The 22,249-nt window shown below is 60.6% G+C and carries 24 protein-coding genes; 19 read left to right on the forward strand and 5 right to left on the reverse strand.

Annotation, left to right across the window (positions count from 1 at the left end; genetic code table 11):
* Positions 1-37: 37 nt before the first annotated feature.
* The 7 genes from ACP148_RS15740 (at position 38) to ACP148_RS15770 (ending at position 4,243) form a co-directional block, all read left to right on the forward strand.
* Positions 38-733, forward strand: a complete 696-nt coding sequence (locus ACP148_RS15740) for an AzlC family ABC transporter permease (protein ID WP_421952153.1) — start codon at positions 38-40, stop codon at positions 731-733.
* Complete coding sequence (locus tag ACP148_RS15745) at positions 730-1,050, forward strand: AzlD domain-containing protein (RefSeq protein WP_421952154.1); 321 nt, start codon at positions 730-732, stop codon at positions 1,048-1,050. The genes ACP148_RS15740 and ACP148_RS15745 overlap by 4 nt, the downstream gene beginning before the upstream one ends.
* Positions 1,051-1,121: 71 nt before the next feature.
* On the forward strand, positions 1,122-1,499 hold the full coding sequence (locus tag ACP148_RS15750; RefSeq protein ID WP_421952155.1) for an MliC family protein: 378 nt from the start codon (positions 1,122-1,124) through the stop codon (positions 1,497-1,499).
* A 60-nt stretch (positions 1,500-1,559) separates the two neighbouring features.
* Positions 1,560-2,036: an urease accessory protein UreE gene (locus ACP148_RS15755; RefSeq protein WP_421952156.1), complete on the forward strand. Its 477-nt coding sequence runs from the start codon at positions 1,560-1,562 to the stop codon at positions 2,034-2,036.
* A complete protein-coding gene (locus ACP148_RS15760; protein ID WP_421952157.1) occupies positions 2,008-2,709 on the forward strand; it encodes an urease accessory protein UreF in 702 nt (233 codons plus the stop codon). Before ACP148_RS15755 ends, ACP148_RS15760 begins: the two co-directional genes overlap by 29 nt.
* The gene (gene ureG, locus ACP148_RS15765) at positions 2,706-3,338 is read left to right on the forward strand and encodes an urease accessory protein UreG (protein ID WP_421952158.1); all 633 of its coding nucleotides are present in this window, start codon (positions 2,706-2,708) and stop codon (positions 3,336-3,338) included. Before ACP148_RS15760 ends, ureG begins: the two co-directional genes overlap by 4 nt.
* Before the next feature lie 413 nt (positions 3,339-3,751).
* Positions 3,752-4,243, forward strand: coding sequence for an MmcB family DNA repair protein (locus ACP148_RS15770; RefSeq protein WP_421952159.1), 492 nt, complete (start codon positions 3,752-3,754; stop codon positions 4,241-4,243).
* Here the strand turns inward: ACP148_RS15770 and ACP148_RS15775 are convergent.
* Positions 4,235-5,035 (reverse strand): YbaY family lipoprotein, encoded by an 801-nt coding sequence (locus ACP148_RS15775; protein WP_421952160.1) that lies wholly within the window; start codon positions 5,033-5,035, stop codon positions 4,235-4,237. The genes ACP148_RS15770 and ACP148_RS15775 overlap by 9 nt on opposite strands.
* 250 nt (positions 5,036-5,285) lie before the next feature.
* Between ACP148_RS15775 and ACP148_RS15780 the strand changes: the two genes are divergently transcribed.
* The 8 genes from ACP148_RS15780 (at position 5,286) to ACP148_RS15815 (ending at position 13,242) form a co-directional block, all read left to right on the forward strand.
* Positions 5,286-6,227, forward strand: a complete 942-nt coding sequence (locus tag ACP148_RS15780; RefSeq protein ID WP_421952161.1) for a ribokinase — start codon at positions 5,286-5,288, stop codon at positions 6,225-6,227.
* On the forward strand, positions 6,224-7,438 hold the full coding sequence (locus tag ACP148_RS15785) for a class I SAM-dependent RNA methyltransferase (protein WP_421952162.1): 1,215 nt from the start codon (positions 6,224-6,226) through the stop codon (positions 7,436-7,438). Before ACP148_RS15780 ends, ACP148_RS15785 begins: the two co-directional genes overlap by 4 nt.
* Positions 7,439-7,716: 278 nt before the next feature.
* Positions 7,717-9,045, forward strand: coding sequence for a sn-glycerol-3-phosphate ABC transporter substrate-binding protein UgpB (gene ugpB, locus ACP148_RS15790; protein ID WP_421952163.1), 1,329 nt, complete (start codon positions 7,717-7,719; stop codon positions 9,043-9,045).
* Positions 9,046-9,155: 110 nt separating this feature from the next.
* Positions 9,156-10,040, forward strand: a complete 885-nt coding sequence (gene ugpA, locus ACP148_RS15795; protein ID WP_421952164.1) for a sn-glycerol-3-phosphate ABC transporter permease UgpA — start codon at positions 9,156-9,158, stop codon at positions 10,038-10,040.
* A 13-nt stretch (positions 10,041-10,053) separates the two neighbouring features.
* Positions 10,054-10,902: a sn-glycerol-3-phosphate ABC transporter permease UgpE gene (gene ugpE, locus ACP148_RS15800; RefSeq protein WP_421952165.1), complete on the forward strand. Its 849-nt coding sequence runs from the start codon at positions 10,054-10,056 to the stop codon at positions 10,900-10,902.
* Positions 10,903-10,907: 5 nt separating this feature from the next.
* A complete protein-coding gene (locus ACP148_RS15805) occupies positions 10,908-11,960 on the forward strand; it encodes a sn-glycerol-3-phosphate import ATP-binding protein UgpC (protein ID WP_421952166.1) in 1,053 nt (350 codons plus the stop codon).
* Positions 11,961-12,079: 119 nt separating this feature from the next.
* Complete coding sequence (locus tag ACP148_RS15810; protein WP_421952167.1) at positions 12,080-12,235, forward strand: hypothetical protein; 156 nt, start codon at positions 12,080-12,082, stop codon at positions 12,233-12,235.
* A gap of 203 nt (positions 12,236-12,438) precedes the next feature.
* A complete protein-coding gene (locus ACP148_RS15815; RefSeq protein WP_421952168.1) occupies positions 12,439-13,242 on the forward strand; it encodes a hypothetical protein in 804 nt (267 codons plus the stop codon).
* Here ACP148_RS15815 and ACP148_RS15820 read toward each other — a convergent pair.
* Complete coding sequence (locus ACP148_RS15820; RefSeq protein ID WP_421952169.1) at positions 13,239-13,670, reverse strand: Lrp/AsnC family transcriptional regulator; 432 nt, start codon at positions 13,668-13,670, stop codon at positions 13,239-13,241. The two genes, ACP148_RS15815 and ACP148_RS15820, sit on opposite strands and share 4 nt — an antisense overlap.
* Positions 13,671-13,841: 171 nt before the next feature.
* Here ACP148_RS15820 and ACP148_RS15825 point away from each other — a divergent pair, with 171 nt between their 5' ends.
* Positions 13,842-14,942 (forward strand): saccharopine dehydrogenase C-terminal domain-containing protein, encoded by a 1,101-nt coding sequence (locus tag ACP148_RS15825; RefSeq protein WP_421952170.1) that lies wholly within the window; start codon positions 13,842-13,844, stop codon positions 14,940-14,942.
* Between the two features lie 519 nt (positions 14,943-15,461).
* On the opposite strand, the gene ACP148_RS15830 is transcribed toward ACP148_RS15825, so the two are convergent.
* Both ACP148_RS15830 and ACP148_RS15835 read right to left on the reverse strand, forming a co-directional pair.
* Complete coding sequence (locus ACP148_RS15830) at positions 15,462-16,061, reverse strand: class I SAM-dependent methyltransferase (protein WP_421952171.1); 600 nt, start codon at positions 16,059-16,061, stop codon at positions 15,462-15,464.
* 296 nt (positions 16,062-16,357) lie between these two features.
* Entirely contained in the window at positions 16,358-17,089 is a 732-nt protein-coding gene (locus tag ACP148_RS15835) for an SDR family oxidoreductase (RefSeq protein WP_421952172.1), read from the reverse strand.
* A gap of 72 nt (positions 17,090-17,161) precedes the next feature.
* Between ACP148_RS15835 and ACP148_RS15840 the strand changes: the two genes are divergently transcribed.
* Positions 17,162-17,791, forward strand: a complete 630-nt coding sequence (locus tag ACP148_RS15840; RefSeq protein WP_421952173.1) for a TetR/AcrR family transcriptional regulator — start codon at positions 17,162-17,164, stop codon at positions 17,789-17,791.
* 289 nt (positions 17,792-18,080) lie between these two features.
* Here ACP148_RS15840 and ACP148_RS15845 read toward each other — a convergent pair whose 3' ends face one another.
* The gene (locus ACP148_RS15845) at positions 18,081-18,887 is read right to left on the reverse strand and encodes a DUF72 domain-containing protein (RefSeq protein WP_421952174.1); all 807 of its coding nucleotides are present in this window, start codon (positions 18,885-18,887) and stop codon (positions 18,081-18,083) included.
* Positions 18,888-19,070: 183 nt separating this feature from the next.
* On the opposite strand from ACP148_RS15845, the gene ACP148_RS15850 reads away from it, so the two are divergent.
* Together ACP148_RS15850 and ACP148_RS15855 are read left to right on the forward strand one after the other, a co-directional pair.
* Positions 19,071-21,425: a mechanosensitive ion channel domain-containing protein gene (locus ACP148_RS15850; protein WP_421952175.1), complete on the forward strand. Its 2,355-nt coding sequence runs from the start codon at positions 19,071-19,073 to the stop codon at positions 21,423-21,425.
* 92 nt (positions 21,426-21,517) lie between these two features.
* The gene (locus ACP148_RS15855) at positions 21,518-22,231 is read left to right on the forward strand and encodes an HAD family hydrolase (RefSeq protein WP_421952176.1); all 714 of its coding nucleotides are present in this window, start codon (positions 21,518-21,520) and stop codon (positions 22,229-22,231) included.
* Positions 22,232-22,249 lie beyond the last annotated feature (18 nt).

The following is a 22,249-nucleotide window of genomic DNA, read 5'->3' on the forward strand; positions in this document are numbered from 1 at the left end:
ATAGAGGATGGGACTATCCATCCTCCATGCTCCTTTCATGTCTACTCCTCTTGCCAATTTCCGTTCCGGCGCGCGCGCGTCAACGCCAATAGCCATCGGGTATGTGCCGGTCGGGATCGCGTTTGGCATCGCCGCCATCAAGGCGGGCTTCTCCGCACTGGAAGCAATCATGCTCTCGGCGGTGGTCTATGCGGGAGCGAGCCAGTTTCTGGTACTGGCGCTGGTTGGAGCCGGCGCGCCGATCCTGGTGACTGCGCTTTCGATCATCGCCACCAATCTGCGGCACGTCTTTTACGGACCGGCCATCCTGGAAGCGGCGCGCGAGCGGGCAACCCGGCAACATGCCTGGGCGTGGAGCTTTTTCCTTTCCGACGGCGCGTTCGGTTCGGCAATCATTGCGCTCAACCGAACAAAGGATCATTTCTCACCGCGCTTCATGTTCGGCATTGCCGCAGGCCCCTATCTCTCCTGGGTGATCGGCACGGCAATCGGAGCGCTGCTGGGCACTTCGCTGGCCGCGTGGCCCGCGGTCGATGCGGCCATGGGCTTTCTCATGCCAGCGCTATTTCTGGCAATGGTACTTTCGCTTTTGACCAAAGAGCATGTCCCGGTGGTGATCGTCACCGCATGTGTCACTTTACCGTTGATCGTTCTCGTTTCACCCACGGTGGGAATATTGGGCGGCATGATCGTTGGCGCGCTATCGGGCCTTTTGATCCGGAGGCGGTCATGAACGCCGAATTCCTTATCGTTACGCTGCTCGTGGGGCTTGGTACCTGGCTGTTGCGCTTCTTGCCGACGCGCTTCATGCGCGGCACGGGGGATCCCGATGCTCCGCTGAGCCGGTTTCTGGCAGCAACCGGACCGGCTGCCATCGCCGCTCTTTATGTCGGAGCGAGCCTGCCCATGCTGTCGCCCCAATTGCACGTGATTGCGCCGCTGGTACTGGGGTCGGGAGCGGTGACCGCGATCTATTTCTGGCGCCGCGACGTCTCATTGGCAACGCTGGGCGGGGCAATCGTTTACGGTATCGTTTTTGGATTTGTGTGACCGGACCGGCCATGGTGCTGCCCGGAATCCGATGTTAGGTTTCATTGGCTAAATCTCACAGGAGGCCGATAATGAAATCCTTTGTGCTCGCCGCTTGTCTGGCTCTTGCCGCGTTGCCCGCCAGTGCCGTGGAAACGTCCATGCAATTCGTGCTCGATTTCGAGGGCAATGCCCAGCGCGACGTGATGACCTATCAGTGCGACGGCATCGAAGAGCCGATGAGCGTGCAGTACATCAACGCCCACCCCACCTTTCTCGCCATTGTGCCGATCGAGGGTGAGGACATGATTTTCGTCAATGTCATCGCCGCCTCTGGCGCGCGCTATGTTTCAGGACAATATGAATGGTGGTCGCGCGGCAACGAAGCCATGTTCACCGACATCATGGATGGCACCGAAGAGAACGAGGCCGAACCCATCACCTGTCACGCGGCCCAGGACATACCCTGATCGCTGGCGCGTTTCTTGCTTTGGATGCCGGCAGCGGAACGTATTGACCAAGGAGCGGGAATGCGAGCAACAGGTGTCAAAGCAAACGGCCAATGGCAAGGCGCCCTCGCCGGGCGCGTTGAGTTGGCTCACGATCAGCGCGCGCTGCGCCGCAAGCTCGTGACACTCGACAATGGGCTCGATGTCCTCGTCGACCTCCCGCAAACCGTGACGATGGAAACCGGCGATGCGCTCATGCTCGAAGACGGTCGATTCGCCGAGATCGTCGCGGCAAAAGAGCCGCTCTATGCGATTACCGGCAACAATACGAGCCATCTTGCGCAATTGTGCTGGCATATCGGCAACCGGCACCTGCCCTGCCAGATTGAAACCAAATCTGGGGTCCCCCATCGTCTGTTGATCGGACGTGACCACGTCATCAAAGACATGCTGGAGGGGCTGGGAGCCAGGGTCGCGGAGGTCAATGCGCCATTCTCCCCGTTGCGGGGGGCCTATTCGGGTCAGGATCATGGGCACGTCCACCATCATCATGGATGAGCGGGCCGCTCTGATCCGGCTGTTTTCCTGGCTCTCGCCGGCTTTCCCAATTGGCGGGTTTGCCTATAGCCAGGGGCTCGAGACGGCCATCGCCGAAGGGCGAGTCAAGGATAGCGGCCAGCTTGCCGAATGGATAAGCGGTCAGATCCATTGTGGCAGCCTTCACACCGATGCCTATTTTCTCGCCATCGCTGCCCGCGCGGTGACCAGTGGTGACTGGGAGACGCTGGCAGAGGCCAACAGCCTGTGCCTTGCCCTGCAGATGTCGTCCGAGCGGGATAAGGAAACGCGCGAGCAGGCGAAATCCTTTCTCGAGGCCGCGTCGGCATGGCCAACAGTCACGCCGAATGAGCTCAACGCGGCCTTCGAGCGCCCCATGGCTTTGCCGATTGCCTTTGGCGCAAAGGCCGGCTTGCAGGGCGTTTCACCGGAAGCGGGAGTCGCTGGCTATGCCAACAGCGTTGTGGCCCAACAGATTTCGGTCGGTGTGCGGCTTATTCCACTTGGACAAACGGCGGGCCTGGTCATTCTTGCCAGCCTCGAAGCAAAAATCGCGCAGCTGAGCACGGAAGCGCTCTCGGCGCAGTTGGATGACATTTCGAGCTTGTCCTATGGCACCGATATTGCAAGCCTGAGGCATGAAGACCTCAATGTAAGGATTTTTCGATCATGAGTTCAGCAAACGGTCCGCTCCGCGTGGGAATCGGTGGCCCGGTGGGCTCTGGCAAAACCACGCTCACCGAGAAACTCTGCAAGGCACTGCGCGATGATTATTCGGTCGGGGTCGTGACCAATGACATCTACACCAAGGAAGACGCCATGATGCTGGTGCGCCTGCAGGCGTTGCCAGAAGAACGGATCCTGGGGGTCGAAACCGGGGGGTGCCCGCATACGGCAATCCGCGAAGACGCCTCGATCAATCTGCGGGCGATTGCCGAGCTTGGCGCCCGCATTCCCGACCTCGATATCGTCTTTATCGAGTCCGGCGGCGACAATCTGGCGGCGACATTTTCCCCCGACCTTGCCGACATCACGCTCTATGTCATCTCGGTCTGCCAGGGTGAAGAAATTCCGCGCAAGGGCGGTCCAGGTATCACGCGCTCTGACATGCTGGTCATCAACAAGGCCGATCTCGCCCCCTATGTCGAGGTCGACCTGGGCACAATGGAGGCCGACGCCCACCGGATGCGGGACGGTCAGCCCCACGTCTTCACCGATCTCAAGCGGGGTAAGGGCGTTGACGAAATCGTCGCCTTTCTTGAGCGTCATGGCGGGCTGACCCGCACGCAGATGGCACTTTAGAGACAACATCGGCTTCCAACCGCTCGTCCTCCTCGCGCAGGGCAAACAGGCTTATGGGGCCTTTTTGGTGCATCACCTTACGGCTGATGCGCCGCAGATCTGCTTCCTTGAGCCCAAGGTCGCGCCTGAGATGAAGATCGAGCCGTTTGAGCGCGTTATGGGTCTGGTGAAAAAGGATCCATTCACGCAGCTTCATGAACGCGGAATTGAACATGGCGTAGCCTTTCAGGCGCGCTCAACGCGCCTTTTTCTGCATCTGAGGGATGGATGACTGGTGGCGAACCATGCTCGCCGATGGGTTCACTATGCGTCCTCGCGACCGACTGGCGCTACGGAAATGTTCGCAACCATCATTTCACTTATGAAATACTGGGAGGCTGGCCACGACGGTCCGGACGGAATAAAATGAGAACATGAGCGAAACCGAATCCAGCTATCAGCCCCAGATTGTTGACGGCCGTCAGTCACCCACGGCCCTTCGCGTGCAGCGGGGCGTGATGCGTTTTCTGCGCTCGGTCCATGACATGACCTGTTTTGCCGAAGTGCCGCTTTCCAACGGGCGCCGGGCCGACGTTATTGCTCTGGGGGGCAAGGGCGAAATCTGGATCGTGGAAATCAAATCGAGCCTTATGGACTACAAGGTCGACGCCAAATGGCCCAACTACAAGGATTTTTGCGACCGGTTCTTTTTCTGCAAACCGCCGGAACTCGATGCGGAAATTTTCCCCGCCGAAGAAGGGCTGATGGTGGCGGACGGCCATTGGGGCGATATTTTGCGCCACGCACAGCACGATCCCCTGCCCGGCGCGCGGCGCAAGGCGATGCTGTTAAAGCTCGCCCGACTGGGGGCGGACAGGGTTCATGCTCTGATGGACCCTGAAACCCGCAGGGAGGACCTATTCTGAGGCACTTGCCGCAAGCGTTGCGATAGGATTCCCGTCGGCATCGAAAAATGTGAGCGTGTCATCCTCGACACTGTAGCCCGTTGTTGCTCCCAACGCGTCAAAGAAGGCGCGTTCCTGGCTCATCTTGGGGTCTTCGCAGGCCATCATGGTTGAAAAGACATCTGAAATGGACAAGCCTCCGTCACCATCGACAGTGACGGACCCGCCGTAGGTATTGCATCCGCCCGTACCGCCCAAGGATGGATCGCTTTCGCCAAAAATCAGGGTTGCCTTAACGTCCTCGGCCGACGGCATTTCGCCGAGCATGGTCAGCAGCCACGCTGTACCGACCAGATCGGCAGGCAAGGCAACCCCAGTGGCGTCGCCCTCCTCGGGGGGCGTGGTCCCGGCACTGCGCGCATTGACCAAGGGCACGGAAACCAGCTCGGTCTGGGTCAGGGGATCGACGGAAATTCGGGTATCGTTGATGAACCAGAGTTCGCCATCAACTTCGATCCGCGCCGCGATGGCGTAAGCATGTCCCTCGACGATAGAAGCTGAGTCAAAATCGATGACAAAGCCGATGGGGACCTGGCCAGCCGGATCGATGAGGTCCTGTGCAATCGTTGTCGAAGGCGCGTCGGCCAGCGAGACATCGACCAAAGACACAGTGGCCACCGCATTTTCGGGCAGCGCGATGCGTTCGCGATAGGCGATGTCGCCAGTGATGGTCAGCGTGTCGGCAAGGGCGGAGCTGGCCATCATGACCGTCGCTAGGGCTGCTAGGCCAACGGGGGTTGCTATGGATTTCATGGCTCAGGTCTCCTTGGTCTTTCAAACAATCAATGAACGGCTGGTCTTGTCGTTTCTGCGGGCTGAACAAGGGCTGAACGCTTGCGCGGGCTCCGTTTGGCCATTAAAGCGCGCCATGCGGCGGCGGCCTGTTCCGCCTGTCGCGCCGTTCTAATTTCATGCGGCATCAGTTCAATTGGCCAATGGCAACGAGTATGCGACGAAATCGTTTGAGTTCGATGCTTTTCCTCTGGCACAAGAAGAAAAAATCTTGCCCGGGAGGACAGATGCCGTGATCGTTGTGTTCGGCTCCATCAATATCGACCTGATCGGTCATGCGCCCACCCTGATGCGGCCGGGCGAAACCGTTCTGGGCACCAGCCTTGAGTTTTCACCCGGCGGCAAGGGAGGCAATCAGGCGCTTGCCGCGAGCCGAGCCGGGGCGGAGGTCAAGATGGTCGGGTGCGTCGGCAGCGATGACTTCGCAACGCGCGCCCTTGCCCTTCTAAGCGAAGCGGAAATCGACCTCTCAGGTGTGCGGCGCATGGACCGGCACACCGGAACCGCTCTCATCATTGTCGATGACGCTGGGGAGAACATGATTACCGTCCTGCCCGGCGCCAATTCGCGGCTAACGGCAGCCGCACTGGAGCAGGCCGGAATCGCGGATGGGGACTATCTCCTTTTGCAGCTTGAAACGCCGATGGACGGGGTACTTGCCGCCGCAACCCTGGCTCGCCAAAATGGCGCCAAGGTCGTTCTCAACCTGGCCCCGTTCGTGGATTTCGATCCGGCATTGCTGGAGAAAGTCGATGTGCTCGTGGTCAATGAAACCGAATTGGCCGGAGTGCTCAAACTGCTTGAGGCACCGGAGCTCGACGAAGCCGACGCTGTTTCCTGGCTATCAGAAAAATTCGGCAACACCGTTGTCGCCACACTCGGTTCACGCGGCGCCATCGCCGTAGCTGCCGGTTCGGTTACCACTGTCTCCTCGCTCAAAATCAAACCCGTCGATACGGTAGGCGCTGGTGATACATTCGTTGGCTATCTGGCAGCCGGGCTGGCCGAGGGGGGCGATCTGTCGTCGGCCATGGAACGAGCCTCGGTCGCGGCTGGTCTGGCTTGTCTGACGCCTGGCGCCCAGCCATCCATTCCAGAACGCCCCGTCGTCGACAGCCGTCTCGCAGCGGGGGCTGACCCCACAGCGCAATGAACCGTATCGAAACCCTCGCCATCGAACGCCTCGGCCATCGGGGCGAGGGCGTTGCCACGCTCGACGGCAAACCGATCTTTGTTCCCCTGTCTCTCGAAGGTGAAACAATCACTGTCGAGATCGACGGCAATCGGGGCCGCCTTATCGAGGTCATCGAGCCCAGTCCCATGCGCGGCCAACCCTTCTGCCCGCATTTTGGCGCCTGTGGGGGCTGTCAGCTCCAGCACCTCGGGGCCGATGCCTATCGTCAATTCAAACGCGGCCTGGTCGTCGATGCCCTATCGCGCGCCGGGGTTCAGGCCGACACAGCAGATCCGATCGTTGCCCATGGCGCGGGTCGCCGTCGGGCCACATTGCACGCAACAAAATCTGCGGCGGGTTTCATGGCGCTTCGCAGCCATGCTATCCACGATATCGACACTTGCCCCGTCCTTGTGCCCGCGCTCGCCCGCGCGCCAGAGATTGCGCGCGCCATTGCCGCCGTTGTGGGACCATGTGACGTTAGCTTTACCGCCAGCGATTTGGGGCTCGACGTTGCGATCCGAGCCAAACGCGCCAAGCCCACTGCTGACTTGACGGCAATCGCCCGCGAGCATGATCTTGCCCGGATTTCCCTCAACGGCGAACCGTTGATCCTCCAGCGTCCTCCTGTAGTGACTATGGGCAAGTCGAGCGTACCCATACCCGTATCGAGTTTTTTGCAGGCCACCGCCGATGCCGAAGAGGTGCTCGCGTCTCTGGTCGTTGACGGGGTGCGAGGTGCGAAGCAGATCGCCGATCTTTTTTGCGGCATGGGCCCCTTTGCCTTGCGGCTTGCCGCGCGTGCCCCTGTTTTCGCAGCCGATTCCGATGCGCCCGCAATTGATGCGCTCAACGCCGCGAGGCGCAATACCAAAGGGCTCAAGCCCATCACGGCCGAGCGCCGCGACCTGTTTCGCGAACCGCTCGGCGTGTTCGAACTCAACCGGTTCGACGCCGTGGTGCTCGATCCGCCGCGGGCCGGCGCTAAGGCACAGGTCAAGGCGTTGGCGAAATCGACGGTTCCGACGATCGCCTACGTCAGCTGCGATGCCCAGAGCTTTGCCAAGGATGCGGCCCTTCTGATTGCTGGCGGTTATCGCATCGGCACGGTGACGCCGGTCGACCAGTTCGCCTACTCATCCCATGTCGAGATGTTTGCCGTTTTCTACAGGGTGAAATCCGGCCGCTGAACCGGGTTGTCAATTATGACGATAGTGTCACAATGGTCTGGCCGCTGACGCAAAAATGCGGGGTGGCCGGCCACATGATCGTGGCGTGAGGAGGAGGCCAGAAGACCCATCGCGAGCTTGGCTGATGAGCTCGATGCCACGTGCGTCGGGGTTTTCCACCGTCATGCAAACATCACGATACCGTCACCTGAGCTTTGCACGCCCGGTCTAGGCATCTCGCCCATGGTTTTACACCATCGGCCGGATGCGGCCGCAATGACATTGATCGGGAGAACATCATGTTCAAGACAATTCTGGCCAGCGGCACAGCCGGTGTGGCTCTCTTCCTGGGTGCATCTTCGGCGTTTGCCCAGACCGAAATTTCCTTCTGGCACTCAATGGGCGGCGAACTGGGCGAGCGCGTTGCCGCCATTGCCGAAGATTTCAACGCGTCTCAGGACGAGTACGTGGTCAACGCCTCTTATCGCGGCGAATATGAAGAGACCATGGTCAACGCCATTGCCGCTTTCCGCGCCGGCGAGCAGCCCACCATCGTCCAGATCTACGAAGTCGGCACCGGCACTATGATGGCCGCCGAAGGCGCCGTCTACCCGGTCTATGAACTAATGGAAGCATACGGCAACGATTTCGACCCCTCGGTCTATCTGCCTGTCGTCACCGGCTATTATACAGACACCAACGGCAACATGCTCTCGATGCCGTTCAACTCCTCGACCCCGATCCTGTACTACAACAAGGACGTGTTCGAAGCCGCCGGGCTCGATCCGGAAGTTGCGCCCTCCACCTGGGCACAGGCTGAGGAATTTTCGCGCCAGATCATCGAGTCGGGCGCTGCAAGCTGCGGCATGGCCATCACCTACACCGCCACCTGGATAGGTTCGGAGAACCTTTCAGCTCTTCACAACGTGCCCTATGGCACGCTTGAGAACGGCTTTGGCGGGCTCGATACCGAGTTCGCCTTCAACAACGACGTCGTCGCCCGCTTCTGGGACGACCTGGCCCGTTGGCAGGATGAAGGTATCTTTGTTTACGGCGGTCCGGCCGGTGGTTCGGACAATGCTCCGGCCTTCTATTCGGGCGAATGCGCCATCTTCATGGCATCGTCGGCTTCGCGTGCCGGTGTTGTTGCCAATGCCGATTTCGAAGTCGGCTACGGTATGCTGCCCTATTATGACGACGTTGAAGGCACCCCGCAGAACTCCATCATCGGCGGCGCGACCCTTTGGGTCCTCTCAGGTCACGATGAAGCCGAGTACCAGGCAACTGCAGCCTTCCTCGACTACCTCTCCTCGGCCGAAGTGCAGGCCGAATGGCATCAGGGTACAGGCTATCTGCCGATCACACAGGCCGCTTTCGAGTTGAGCCAGGAGCAGGGCTATTACGCAGAGAACCCCGGTACCGACACTGCCATCGAACAGATCAACCTCAATGCTCCGACTGAAAACTCCAAGGGCCTGCGCTTCGGCAACATGCCCCAGGTCCGGATGGTCATGGACGAGGAACTGCAATCGGTCCTGGCAGGAGAAAAGACCGGGCAAGAAGCTCTGGATTCCGCGGTCGAGCGCGGCAACCAGATCCTGCGTGATTTCCAGGCTGCCAATTCCTAAACAGCGCTGATCGCAAGCGTTCTGACCCCGGCTTTTCCGCCGGGGTCTCTTTCATCAAACCGGTTCGACACTAGAAGACTGGCAGATGACACACTATCCAGGGGCGTTGAATGCAGACCAAACGGTCGATCTTCACAAATCGCTGGCTTCCTTACGCGCTTTTGGCGCCGCAGTTGATCATTACAGCGATCTTCTTTCTCTGGCCGGCCAGCCAGGCGGTCAAATCGAGCTTCGAGCGGGAGGATCCCTTCGGCTTCCGCACCAGCTTCGTCTGGTTTGAAAATTACGCGCGCATCCTGTCCGATCCGAGTTATCTCAATGCGCTGGGCCGGACCGCCGTGTTTGCCATCTCGGTTACCGTGCTCTCGATGGGGTTCGCGCTGCTTCTGGCGGTGTGCGTCGATCGGGTTCTGCGCACGGCGAAAGCCTATACTACCCTTCTGGTCTGGCCCTACGCCGTAGCGCCAGTGGTGGCCGGCGTGCTCTGGTGGTTCCTTTTCAACCCCACCATCGGGTTGCTGCCCCATGTGCTCGACTGGTTCGGTATCGACTGGAACCATCGCGTCAATGGAACCCAGGCCATGGCTTTGATCACCATCGCAGCCGCCTGGAAGCAGATTTCCTATAATTTCCTGTTTTTCGTCGCCGGGCTGCAATCTATCCCCGCCTCGCTGTCGGAAGCCGCCTCAATCGATGGCGCCGGACCGTTCAAACGGTTCTGGACGATCGTTTTCCCGCTGCTCTCGCCCACCACGTTTTTCCTCCTGATCATCAACATCAACTATGTGATGTTTGAGACCTTCGGCGTGATCGACGCCACGACGGAGGGCGGGCCGGGACAGGCGACGATGACGCTGGTCTACAAGGTCTATACCGACGGCGTGGCCGGGCTCAACATCGGTTCATCCTCGGCCCAGTCGGTGCTTTTGATGGGTATCGTGATCATCCTCACCTTCATCCAGTTCCGCTACGTGGAACGCCGGGTCAATTACTAGGAAGGACCCAAATATGGTTGAAAACAGGCCCTGGCTCGACTTCCTCACTCACCTCATCCTGATCGTTGGCGTTCTGATCGTCGCCTTTCCGGTCTATGTCGCGTTCATCGCCTCGACCCATGAACCCGCGGCCTTCATCCGAGGTGTCATGCCGCTGCTGCCGGGCGACAATATCGGGCCCACCTATTCGCAGATGCTGGGCTCCGGGCTCGAAGTGGCCGGTACGCCGCCGGTGTGGCTGATGCTGGGCAATTCGTTCTGGATGGCGATGATTATTGCCGTGGGCAAGATCGCCATTTCGATTACCTCGGCCTTTGCCATTGTCTATTTCCGCTTCCCGTTCCGCATGCTGGCTTTCTGGATGATCTTTGTCACCCTGATGCTGCCGGTCGAGGTCCGCATCATCCCGACATTTGCCGTCGTCGCCAATCTTGGAATGCTCAATTCCTATGCCGGGCTAACTCTCCCGCTGATCGCCTCAGCGACTGCGACCTTTCTGTTCCGGCAGTTTTTCATGACGGTGCCCGAAGAGCTCATGGAAGCGGCGCGAGTCGACGGGGCGGGTCCGATGAAGTTCTTCAAGGATATCCTGCTCCCCATTTCGATCACCAATATCGCCGCGCTGTTCGTGATCATGTTCATCTATGGCTGGGTGCAATATCTCTGGCCGCTGCTCATCACCACCCAGGAGCAATTCTATACGATCGTGATGGGCATCAAACGTTTGATGGCCAATACCGACCGGGAGCCGGCCTGGAACCTTGTCATGGCAACGGTGATGCTCGCCATGGTCCCGCCCGTGTTCGTCGTCCTCCTCTTGCAGCGCCTGTTCATCAAAGGCCTGGTCGAAACCGAGAAATAAAACCAATGGCTACAATCGAAATCTCTGACCTCCGCAAGGTCTATCCCGGCAATGTCGAGGCGATCAAGGGCATCGACATGTCGATCGAAGACGGCGAACTCGTGGTTCTCGTCGGCCCCTCGGGCTGCGGAAAATCGACCTTGCTGCGCATGCTGGCCGGGCTTGAAACCATCACTTCGGGCGAAGTGCGGATTGGCGAAACGCTCGTCAACAAGCTTGAGCCGGCCGAACGCGATATCGCCATGGTGTTCCAGAACTATGCGCTCTATCCGCATATGAGCGTGCGCGGCAACCTTGAATACGGACTGAAAAACCGCAGGACGCCGCGGCCGGAGATCGACGAACGCGTCAATGAAGCGGCGCGCATTCTGGAGATCGAGGCTTTCCTCGATCGCAAGCCGCGCCAGCTTTCCGGCGGCCAGCGCCAGCGTGTCGCCATGGGGCGGGCCATCGTTCGCAAGCCAAAGGCCTTCCTTTTCGACGAACCGCTGTCCAATCTCGATGCCAAGCTGCGCGGCCAGATGCGGGTGGAAATCCGCCGTCTCCAGCGCACGCTGGGCACGACATCGGTCTATGTCACCCACGATCAGCTCGAAGCCATGACGCTGGCCGACAAGCTGGTGGTGATGAATAACGGGCAGATCGAACAGGTTGGAAAGCCGCTCGAAATCTATACCGATCCCGCTTCGGTGTTCGTTGCCGGTTTCATGGGATCACCGGGCATGAACCTGCTCGATACCAAGGCGCTAGGGCGGGTGGCGGGCGACCTGCCCGATTTCGTTTCGTCCCAATGCGGCACCATCGGCATCCGCCCGGAAGATATAACGCTCACACCGCCGGCCGGGCCCCATCTCACAATCGAGGTCATCGTGGACGCCGTCGAACTGGTCGGCTCGGAAAGTCTTGTCTATGCCCATGCCGAGGGGATCGACAATGAACTCGTGCTGCGGACACAGGGCATCCACCCCGGCGAGAATGACGACAAGCTCACCCTCTATATCGAGCATGCGCATCTGCATTGTTTTGACGCGGCTACGGGGCGGAAAATCCCGCGCTAGCAACGTTTTGCCAGAATCGTGCCCCAGAGAACGGTCGTACGCGTTCGCCGCTGGCGACCGACTATAGCGCCTTTATCTGTCAGTATTTCCCCGCGCGGATTTATCCCGAGGGCCAGTCCATGTTTTTTGACAAGAACTCGGGCAGCCAGCGGCATCGGGGCCTTATGGCCCAGCTCGATGCCGTGGCCGAAATCTACAAGATCGGCGAAAATCACTTCCCCATGGCATTTGCGCCGAGCGCAAACCGTTTCCGTCTTTATGAAATCCGCAAGTAGCGTTTCAGGATGATGGGTATAACACGCTACACAAAGGCGGGGATAATGTTCCCGTTTCCACCCATCAGCCGCGCAGCTGGCAAAAAAGTCGCGCGATTTCTTCTTCCGCCGGTTGCTGCGACCGCGCGGCGGGGCTAGCCATCAGCCTCCATCCCTGTGTGACCTCTCACCGCACAGGCGGGTGGAATATGGAGGAAAATCAAATGACTATTGCTACCCGCTCCCTTGTTGGAGCCATGGTTGTGCTCGCCTCGACTTCGGCGTTCGGACAGGATATGGCCCCTCAACCCGGCGCTGCCGATTTTGGACTGGATGCCCCCAAACAGATCCTGTTCGTTGGCAATTCGTACTTTTATTACAATGACAGCCTGCATAACCACACCAGCCGCATGGTCGGCGAAGGCGAGGGGATCGAGGACCTGGCCTTTCGCTCGATCACCATCTCAGGCGGTTCGCTCGATATGCACCCGTTCGCGCACTACCTGACACCTGATGCCATTGGCTATGACACCCCGTTCGACGCCGTGATTCTGCAGGGTCACAGCGCCGCGGCCAACTCGGAATCGCGCACCGCCCGCTTCCGCGACGCCGTGGTGGCCGCCGATGCGCTGATCGATGAAAGTGGCGCGCAAACAGTGCTTTACATGAGCCATGCCTATGCCGAGGGACACAACAGCTATGACCCGGAAATGACGGCAAATCTGGCGCGGGTCTATACCGAGGTCGGCGCGGAAGTCGATGCACTGGTGATCCCCGTCGGGCTGGCGTTCGCCAAGGCTTACGAGGCGCGGCCCGAGCTTGAACTGCATATGGAATTCGACCACAGCCACCCCAGCCTGGCGGGGTCCTACCTGGCGGCGGCGACGACCTATGCCACGCTTTATGACGCTTCGCCGGTGGGGCTGGAATATGATTATTTCGGCCGGCTGGACGCCGAAACAGCAGCGTTCCTGCAGCAGATCGCTGCCGATACCGTTGCGGAATTCCAAGGCAAATCAGGCGCTTAACGGTCGATCCGGGTCGAGAGAATGATCGATGACATGGTGCGCTCGACGCCGTCGAGCGCACCGATTTTGTCGATGACGGTGTCGAGTTCGGCGACCGAGGGGGCTTCGACGATGACGATCATGTCAAAGCTGCCCGAGACCGAGTGGACGGCGCGGACCTCGATCAAATCATCGAGGAATCTGAAGACCTTAGGCGCGTGTTTGGGGGAGACCGTGACCATTAAATGGGCGCGGATCTGGCCGGCGAGATAGTCGTAGGACAGTTTTACGACATAGCCGGCAATGGTGCCGTTGCGCTCGAGCTTTTCGAGGCGCGACTGGGCCGTACTCCTTGAAATTCCTAGCTTTCTGGCGATCTCGGCGACCGGCATTCGCGCGTTCTGGCGCAGCAGGGCGATCAGTTGGCGGTCGGCGTTAATTTTCGTCATTATGGCGTAAATTTTCGTCTATTTGCGCATTCTATGCCGTGATTGTGCCCGATCACAGCCTGCAAATCAACGGAACTGTGTGGCATCATGGGCAACAATGGCGCCAAAAGCTATGGAGTTGAGCGTTCGGTGCCGCAACATTTGTGATCTTTGACCAAGAGGGGTTTTGGGATGAAAGAGATCGTTGTGATCGGCGCCGGACGCATCGGCGCGACCATCGCGGACATGGCAAGCCAGAGCGGCGATTACACTGTGACGGTGGTGGACCGCTCCGCCGAGGCACTGGCGGCGCTCGATACCGATGCGAAGGTCAAAACGGCGCGCTGCGAAGTGGCCGAGCCGGGGGAACTGGAAAAAATCCTTGCAGGCAAATTTGCCGTCCTCTCGGCGGCGCCCTATTCGCTGACCACGCGGATTGCCGAAGCGGCGGCGGCGGCAAAGGTCCATTATCTCGATCTGACCGAAGACGTGAAATCAACCCGGCGGGTCAAGGAGGTCGCGGGCAAGGCGGAAACCGCGTTCATCCCCCAATGCGGGCTGGCGCCGGGGTTCATCGCCATTGCCGCGATGAGCCTGGCGAAAAAATTCGATACGCTCGATAGCGTCGCCATGAAGGTGGGGGCGCTGCCGCAATTTCCCACCAATGTGCTCAATTACGCGCTGACCTGGTCGCCCGAGGGGGTGATCAACGAATATTGCGAGCCGTGCGAAGCTATCGTCGATGGGAAAATGGCAGAAATCGCGCCGCTCGAGGATATCGAGGCGCTCAGTATCGACGGGGTGGATTACGAAGCGTTCAACACTTCGGGCGGGCTGGGTTCGACCCCGGAAAAACTGCTGGGCAAGGTCAAGAACCTCAACTATCGCACCATCCGCTATCCGGGCCATGCGCGGATCATGAAGCTGCTGCTCAACGATTTGAACCTTAAGGACCGGCGCGATCTGGCGCTGGAGGTTTTCCGGCACGCGCTGACCACGACCAAGCAGGACATGGTGGTGATCCGGGTCGATGTGACCGGCACCAAAGACGGCAAGCCGGCGCATGAGATTTTCGAGCGCACCGTGCTTTCGGGCTATGTTGGCAATAAGGAGCGCTCGGCCATCCAGATCACCACCGCGGCGGGTATCTGTACGGTGCTCGACATGCTGGCGGCGGGCGATCTGGCGCAAAAAGGCTTCGTGGCGCAGGAAGAGATCGACCTTGACGCGTTCCTTGCCAACCGGTTCGGGCGGGCGTTTGCCGCGGACCGGGCGGCGCGCAAGGTGGCGTAGGGAGCGGGGGGTTTTCGCCGAGTGGCATGAAGCAACACTTGTGCTGGAGGCGCGGCGGTGTTGCGGATCCCCGGGTCAAGCCCGAGGATGACGGTGGGGGAAGAGGGTTGTGACGGCACCGCAGGTTCTTTGCCGTGCTCAAACTGTCCCGTCCACCATCGCTGCCCCGGTCCCGGCTTTCGCCGGGGTAAATTCCAGCCGGGGTCCATGTGCCCGTCCGCAAACTCCGGTGGTTCGGCAGGGCTGCTGGGTCTCGGATCGGGTCCGGGACAGCGAAGGAGAGGGTGGTTCTCGGTGGTTCTGGCTGCGGTAAGTGGAAGGCCCCCTCACCCGACGCTTCGCGTCGACCCCGGATCGCGTCCGGGGCAAGCTCTCTCCCCCAAGGGGAGAGGTGAAGCGCGGGGCGGCTTTTCTAAACCTCTCCCTTGAGAGGGTGAAACGCGAGCGCTGGTGGGTACTGGATCCCGGATCAGGTCCGGGATGACGGCGGTGGGTGTGGCGGGCGCGTGCCCAGCGCCGTCAGGCGTAGCACACCCAGCCGCGAAAGCTCAGGCCGGCGTAGAACAGGGCGATATCGGAAAAACCGGCCTCTTTGAGCATGGCCTCGTCCTCGTCCGGGGCGAGGATGGTGAGGTTTGTGGCGATGGCGGCGCGGGCGGCTTTGCTTTGCGGATCGCCGCCGCCAAAGGCGATGTGGCGGGCAATCCATTGGCTGCGGTCGGGCTCGGCCTGGGCAAAGCTGATATGGGCGAGGACAAAGGGCGCGCCCGGCGCAAGGCGGCGGCGGATGTGGCCGAGCGTTTCGAGCCGGTTTTCGCGCGCGATGAAATGGAAGGTCAGAAGGCACACGGCGCCATCGAACGGGCCATCGGGGGCGTCCTCGATATATCCGTGATGCAGGCGGACGCGCACCGCATGGGCCCCGATAGTCTCCCGCGCCGCTGCCAGCATATCGGCTGAAGGGTCGACGCCGTCAAAGGTCCAGCCGGGGTGATTTTCGGCCAGCGATCTGAGCTCCAGCCCGCCACCGGCCCCCAGCACGAGGACTTTTCCATTCCCCGGCACGCGCTCGGCCAGAAGCTGGGATGTCATGGCGTGCAGGCCATCGAAGCCCGGCACCTTGCGCGGCGTCCCCGCTGCGTAAGTGCGGGCGTGGCCGGCGCCGAAAGCGGGGGGTGTGGGGTTGGGGGTTTCATGTAACTTTATGTGTGGCGTTTGGGTGCGGGTGTCAAGGTGGGAGGGGCGGGTGGTTCCAACGTGAGTAGCGGCTTGGGAGCAGCCTGCGGCGCCATTGCGGTAGATGAGTTAAGCAACCAGTTGTCCTGATAGCGGCCATTGGCGAAACCGCGGAGCCTCGGATGCGCCGGTGAGTTTACCTGCGCATCCTCCCGATCTCTTTTTTTTGCAATCACAGGCTACCAAGGCGCGACGCCTGCTGGCTCGACGAAGCGGCCCGACATAGCTCCCTCCTCGAGAAGGGCATATTCGACCGGCAGACGAGCACCTTCCTCGGCCGTCATGAACCCGTTATGACCGGTGAGGTCCGTTTTGACATAGCCGGGCGCAACCGAATTGACTGCAATCCCCAACCCTTTCAGTTCCGCCGCCAGTTGAACGGTGAGCATGTTGAGAGCCGCCTTGGATGCGTTGTAGCCAATCAGGCGCGCCTCGTAATAGGGCGATGACGGATCGCCGTTGATTGCCAGGGAGCCAAGGGTTGTGGCGAGATTGACGATGCGGCCCGCCCCGGACTTGCGCAGAAGCGGCAGCATGGCCTGGGTCACCGCCAGCGTGCCGACAAAATTGGTTTCCATGAGCCGTCGCGCAGCAGCGATGGAAGCCACGGATGGCGGTCCGTCCTGGGGATCAACAATCCCGGCATTGTTGACCAGAATATCGAGCCGGCCGTGCCGGTCTTCAATCACCTGCGCGGCTGACCTTATCGTCGCTTCGTCATTGAGATCGATGGCGATAACTTCAACATCGATACCGCTCAACGCGAGCGCTTCAGCAGCTTGCTGCCCGCGTGCAGCATTTCGTGTACCCAGCAATACGGCAACACCAGACTGCGCCAGCTGACGTGCGATCTCCAAACCGATACCCTTGTTTGCACCGGTTACCAGTGCGATCTTCTGTGTCGTCATCATCGATATCCTTCCATAACTGGCCAAATGCCTGGTGAAATTATATGAAGGATCATTCGATTTTTGGATTCGCATATGGACGTCGCCGCCCCCAAACACCTCAATGCCCGCAAAAGGCCGCGTCAGGCCCGTTCGACTGTCACCGTCGAGGCGATCTTCGAAGCGACCATTCAGGTTTTACTGGTCGAGGGCGTGCATCGATTGACGACCACGCGCGTGGCTGAGCGGGCCGGTGTGTCCGTTGGCACAATGTATCAGTACTTCCCGCACAAGCAGGCACTGCTCTATGCGCTCAACGAACGCTATCTCGATCGGCTGGCCGAGCACATGGAGAAGGTTTGTCTCGCCCATCATGGCATGACGACCGCCGCCATGATCGGGGCACTTGTCACCGCATACTGGGAAGCTAAGACCGAGCGGAGCGACGTGACGCGGGTGCTATACAGTTCGGCCGTCGAACTCGACAATGAAGCACTGGTCAACGCCTTTGCCGGGCGGATGGACCGCGCGACCATGGCGATGCTCGCAACCGCGCCAAATGCCAATTACGCCGATCTCGACCTGGTGAATTCCACACTGCTCTCGGTGATTTTCGGCACAGTGCGAAATGTCTTTGAGCGGAATACGCCAGTCGCGCTCCAGGCCGAGATTCGGAATCAACTGGTCGCCATGTGCCGGTCCTACCTCAAGGGTGCTGGCGGCTAGAGCGCGTCCAGCAAAACATGTCCTCGACCCGATCGGGGATGGAAACGGTTTTACGGTTCGGACGCGCGACAAAACAACGACCTAGATCAAGTCCGCGATTCGGAGACCCGAAGGGCCGCGCAAGTGAAAAGCGGATTTGATCCAGAAATGACAAACGGGCAAACCCGGGCCGCGTCCGCATTTATTGTTTCAGCTATCAAGCCCGCCGATCCGCTCCCCACCCAACTGTGGCCAACGAGACCAAGCATCGGTGCTGCCGGGTACTGGATCCCGGCTCGAGGGCCGGGGATCAGCCGGTCAGTTTTTTGACCCTTTCGATCAGCGCCATGGCGGCGGCGGGGTTCTTTTCCTTAAAGCCGGAAATGACGAAGGCGAAGACGTCGCGGGGGGTTTCGGCAGGCGCGGGGGCGAAGCTGGGGAGATCGGCGGGCACACCGCCTCTGGCGTAGGTGACGATGCGGTCGGCCCAGGCGTCGAGGTCATTTTCGGAATAGCCTTTTTCGTTGTCCTCGGAGGTGCCCTGGAGGCGCAGATAGACGAAATCGGCGGTGGGGTCGGCGATGACTGAATATTGGGCATCGGCGCCGGTGATCAGGGCCACGCCGGCCTCGCGGGCCAGGGCGACGGCCTCTCCATTGGCGAAGCTTTCATGACGGGCTTCGACGGCGTGGCGGAGGGTTCTGTTGTCCTGGGCGGCGGGGAGGAGTTTGAGGAATGCGCCGAAATCGGCGGGGTCGAATTTCTTGGTGGCGGCGAGCTGCCAGTTGATGGGGCCGAGCTTGTCTTTGAGTTCAACGATCCCCGAGGAGGTGAAGCGGAGAACCGATTCGCCGGCGTCGGCCAGCACCTTCTTGTTGGTGGCGTAGCGGGTGCCTTTGAGGGTGAACATGAAATCGGCCGGCACTTCATCGTGCCATTTGCGAAAGCTTTCGGGCTTTTGGGAGCCATAAAAGGTGCCGTTGACCTCGACCCCGGTCATTGTCGAGCCCATGTGTTCGAGCTCGCGCTTCTGGGTGAGTTTTTCGGGGTAATAGGTGCCGCGCCAGGGCTCGAAGGTCCAGCCCCCAACGCCGATGAAAATCCTGCCCAAAGCCATTGCGGCCTCCTCGTGATGGTTCGGGGCGAGACTAGCATCGCGCCCGTTTGGCGACAGCCCGGAATTGGCCGGCGCGGGAAAAAATATGCAACACGGGCAACCGAATGGGAGCGCCGGGGGTTCAATCGGAGCGCCAAGGCGGTTAGCCTGCGGCGCATATTCGATCAGCCCATTTGAAGGTCCATGCCGGTTTTTGTTCTTTCCCGCCTGTTTCAGTTCCTTGTTGTCTTGCTCATCGGTCTGGGGCTCAGCCTGCCCGCGATGGCGCAGGAGGCAAGCGCGGATAGCGCCAGCCAAGACCCGCAGCAGGCGCTGAGCCAGCTCATCGAGGTGCTGCGCGACGATGCGGCGCGCGACGCGCTGATCGCCGAGCTTGAAGCGGGGCTCGAGGGCAGCGCGGCGGCCGACGGCTCGGGTGAAGCGACCGAAAGCGGTGATGCGGGCAATGAATTGCGCTCGATCGGCGGGCAGATTTCCGATGTGACGCGCTCGGCCGTGGAAAACACTATGGCCTCGCTGGGCCAGCTGTGGCGGCAACTGGCCGCGACGCCGGAGATGTTTTCGGCGCTGTCGATTTCCGAGCTCAACGCGCTGTGGGGCATTCTGGCCAATGTGGCCATCCTGGTCGTCGTAACCTATGGCGGGTTGTTTTTGATGCGGCGGCTGGTGCGCATTCCACGCGAGCGGCTGCGGGTGCTGTTCAATTCGGGCGGGTGGATCGTCAAGCCGGTGGCGCTGGCTCTCGAATTTATCCTCGACGTCGTGGCGGCGGCCATTCCCTACGCCATCGGCTATGGCATCGCGGCGGCGTTTCTGGGGGAAGCTGGGGTGATCCGGCTCGAACACGCGCTTTATCTCAACGCGTTCCTGATGGTCGAAATCGTGATGGCGATCATTTTGACCGTGGTTTCGCCCAACCTGCCCGAGCAGCGGCTTGTGCATCTTTCCGACGGCGAGGCGAAAGCGGTGGTGGGGTGGTCGCGGTTCATCATCTCGCTGTTCGTGTTCGGCCAGATGATGGTGTTGCCGCTGATCACCGCCAGCGTTTCGTTCGCGGCGGGGCGGGCCATCTCGGTTGTCCTGTTGCTCCTGACGCTGATGGCCATGGCGGTGGCCGTGCTGGTGGCGCGCCAGCCGGTCAAGCACAAGCTGATGAGGATGGTCGAGAACAAGGAAGCGCGGCGCGGGTTGAGCCTGCCGATCCGCAACTGGCACATCTTCGCGCTGCTCTATCTGGCCGTGCTGGCGGTGATTGCGCTGACGCGGACCAGTGTCGAATTCCAGGCCTATGTCTGGGACAATGTGCAGGTGGTGATCGCCATCATGATCGGGGTGGTCGTCCTCAATCTCATCAAGCGGTTTGCCGGCAACGGGTTCAACCTGCCCGAGGGCCTGCGCAAGCGCTCGCCGGAACTGCAGCGGCAATTGCACAGGATCGTGCCCGCCGTGCTCAAGGTGGTGCGCATCATCGTGATCGGCGCCATCGTGATCTTCTGCCTGCACAAGCTGGGCTTTTTCAACTTCATCGATTTCGTGGAAAGCGAGTTCGGGGCGCGCGTTGCCGGATCGGCGGTGACCATCCTTGTCATCCTGGGCGTGGCGATCCTTGCCTGGGTTGGGCTCAACACCTGGATGGACAGCCAGGTCAATCCCGAACTGGCGCCGGGCGCGACGGCCCGCAAGCGCACGCTGTTTGCGCTGCTGCGCAATGCGCTGACCATCGCGCTGATCGTTATCACGCTGATGTTCGTGCTTTCGGAAATCGGCATCAATATCGCCCCGCTGCTGGCCTCGGCCGGTGTTTTGGGCCTTGCCATCGGGTTCGGGGCGCAAAAGCTGGTGCAGGACATCATCACCGGCATCTTCATCCAGCTCGAAGGGGCGATCGATGTGGGTGACGTGGTCTCCGTGGGCGGGATTTCCGGCGTTGTCGAACGGCTGACCATCCGCTCGGTCTCGCTGCGCGACGTGGAGGGCTCCTACCACATCATTCCGTTCTCCTCGGTCGATACCGTCACCAATTTCATGCGCGGCTTTTCCTTTGCGGTCATCGACATGGGGGTGGGCTATCGCGAAAATGTCGAGGAGGCGCGGCAGGCCATGCTCGACGCGTTCGAGCAATTGCGGGCCGATCCCGAATACAAGACCGCAATCATCGCCGATTTCGAATGGATGGGCGTTAACGCATTCGGGGCGAGCGAAGTGGTGCTCCGGGCCCGCATCAAGACCCTTCCCGGCAAGCAATGGGCCACCAAGCGGGCTTACAACGCCATCGTCAAACGCATTTTCGACGAGCGCGATATCGAGATCCCCTTCCCGCACCAGACGCTGTATTTCGGGGTCGGCAAGGACGGCAAGGCGCCGCCCATGCACATGGTGCGCGAGGACGAGCCTTCGGGCAGTGCCACAGACGAGGCGGCGGCCGGCGGCGCGCCGGCCAAGACGCTGGAGGCCAAGCCAAGGCGTCGCCGGCGCAGGGGCGAAATCGAGGGCAAGGATATGCCCGATGTCGATGAAGGACCCGAGGACGAGAACTAGGCGCATGGCCGGGTTGACACGATGCCGCCTTTTATCGGCCCTGCGAACATGCTAGGGGACCGTGCTTTCAAGACGTGATCCGAAAGCCTCAAATGTCCCCTCTCGCCCATCCCTTCGACGCCGTCATCTTCGATATGGACGGAACGCTGCTCGACACCGAAGCTGTGTTCAAGGCCATCGTCTATGAAGTGTGCACGGAGATGGGGTTTGAAATGACCGACCTTGTGCATGGGCGCATGGTGGGGTCCTCGCACGAAGCGACGGCGCTGTTGCTGGCCGAGAGTTTCGGCGCCCATTTCCCCTATGAGATGTTCGACGAAAAGTGCCGCTCGATCATGAAGTCGCGCCTTTCGGAGGTCCCGGTCAAGGCGGGGGCGCGCGAGCTGGTCACGGCGCTGCGCGAACTCGATGTTCCGCTGGCCGTGGCGACGTCCTCGCGGGCCAATCACGCGCTGGGCCATCTCGAGGCGGCGGGGGTTATCGGGTTTTTCGACACCATCGTCACCCGTGACGACGTCATCAACCCCAAACCCCATCCCGAGCCCTATCTGACAGCGGCGCGGCGGCTGAAAGTCGACCCGCTCCATTGCGTGGCGTTCGAGGATTCGGTTTCCGGGGTGAGGGCGGCCCATGCGGCGGGCATGCGCACGGTGATGGTGCCCGATCTTGTCCAGCCGCCCGACGAGATCGCCGCGCTGTGCGTGGCGGTGCTCGAAAGCATGGCCCACGCCCATGAGCATCTGGTTTCCGCGCCGCGCGCTGCAAATGGGTTGCAAGAGCATTTGCAAGTAAAATCAAGAGGATAGACAAGCGCCTCGGCTTGG

This window comes from Pelagibacterium sp. (genome assembly GCF_965249125.1).
GTDB lineage: Bacteria > Pseudomonadota > Alphaproteobacteria > Rhizobiales > Devosiaceae > Pelagibacterium.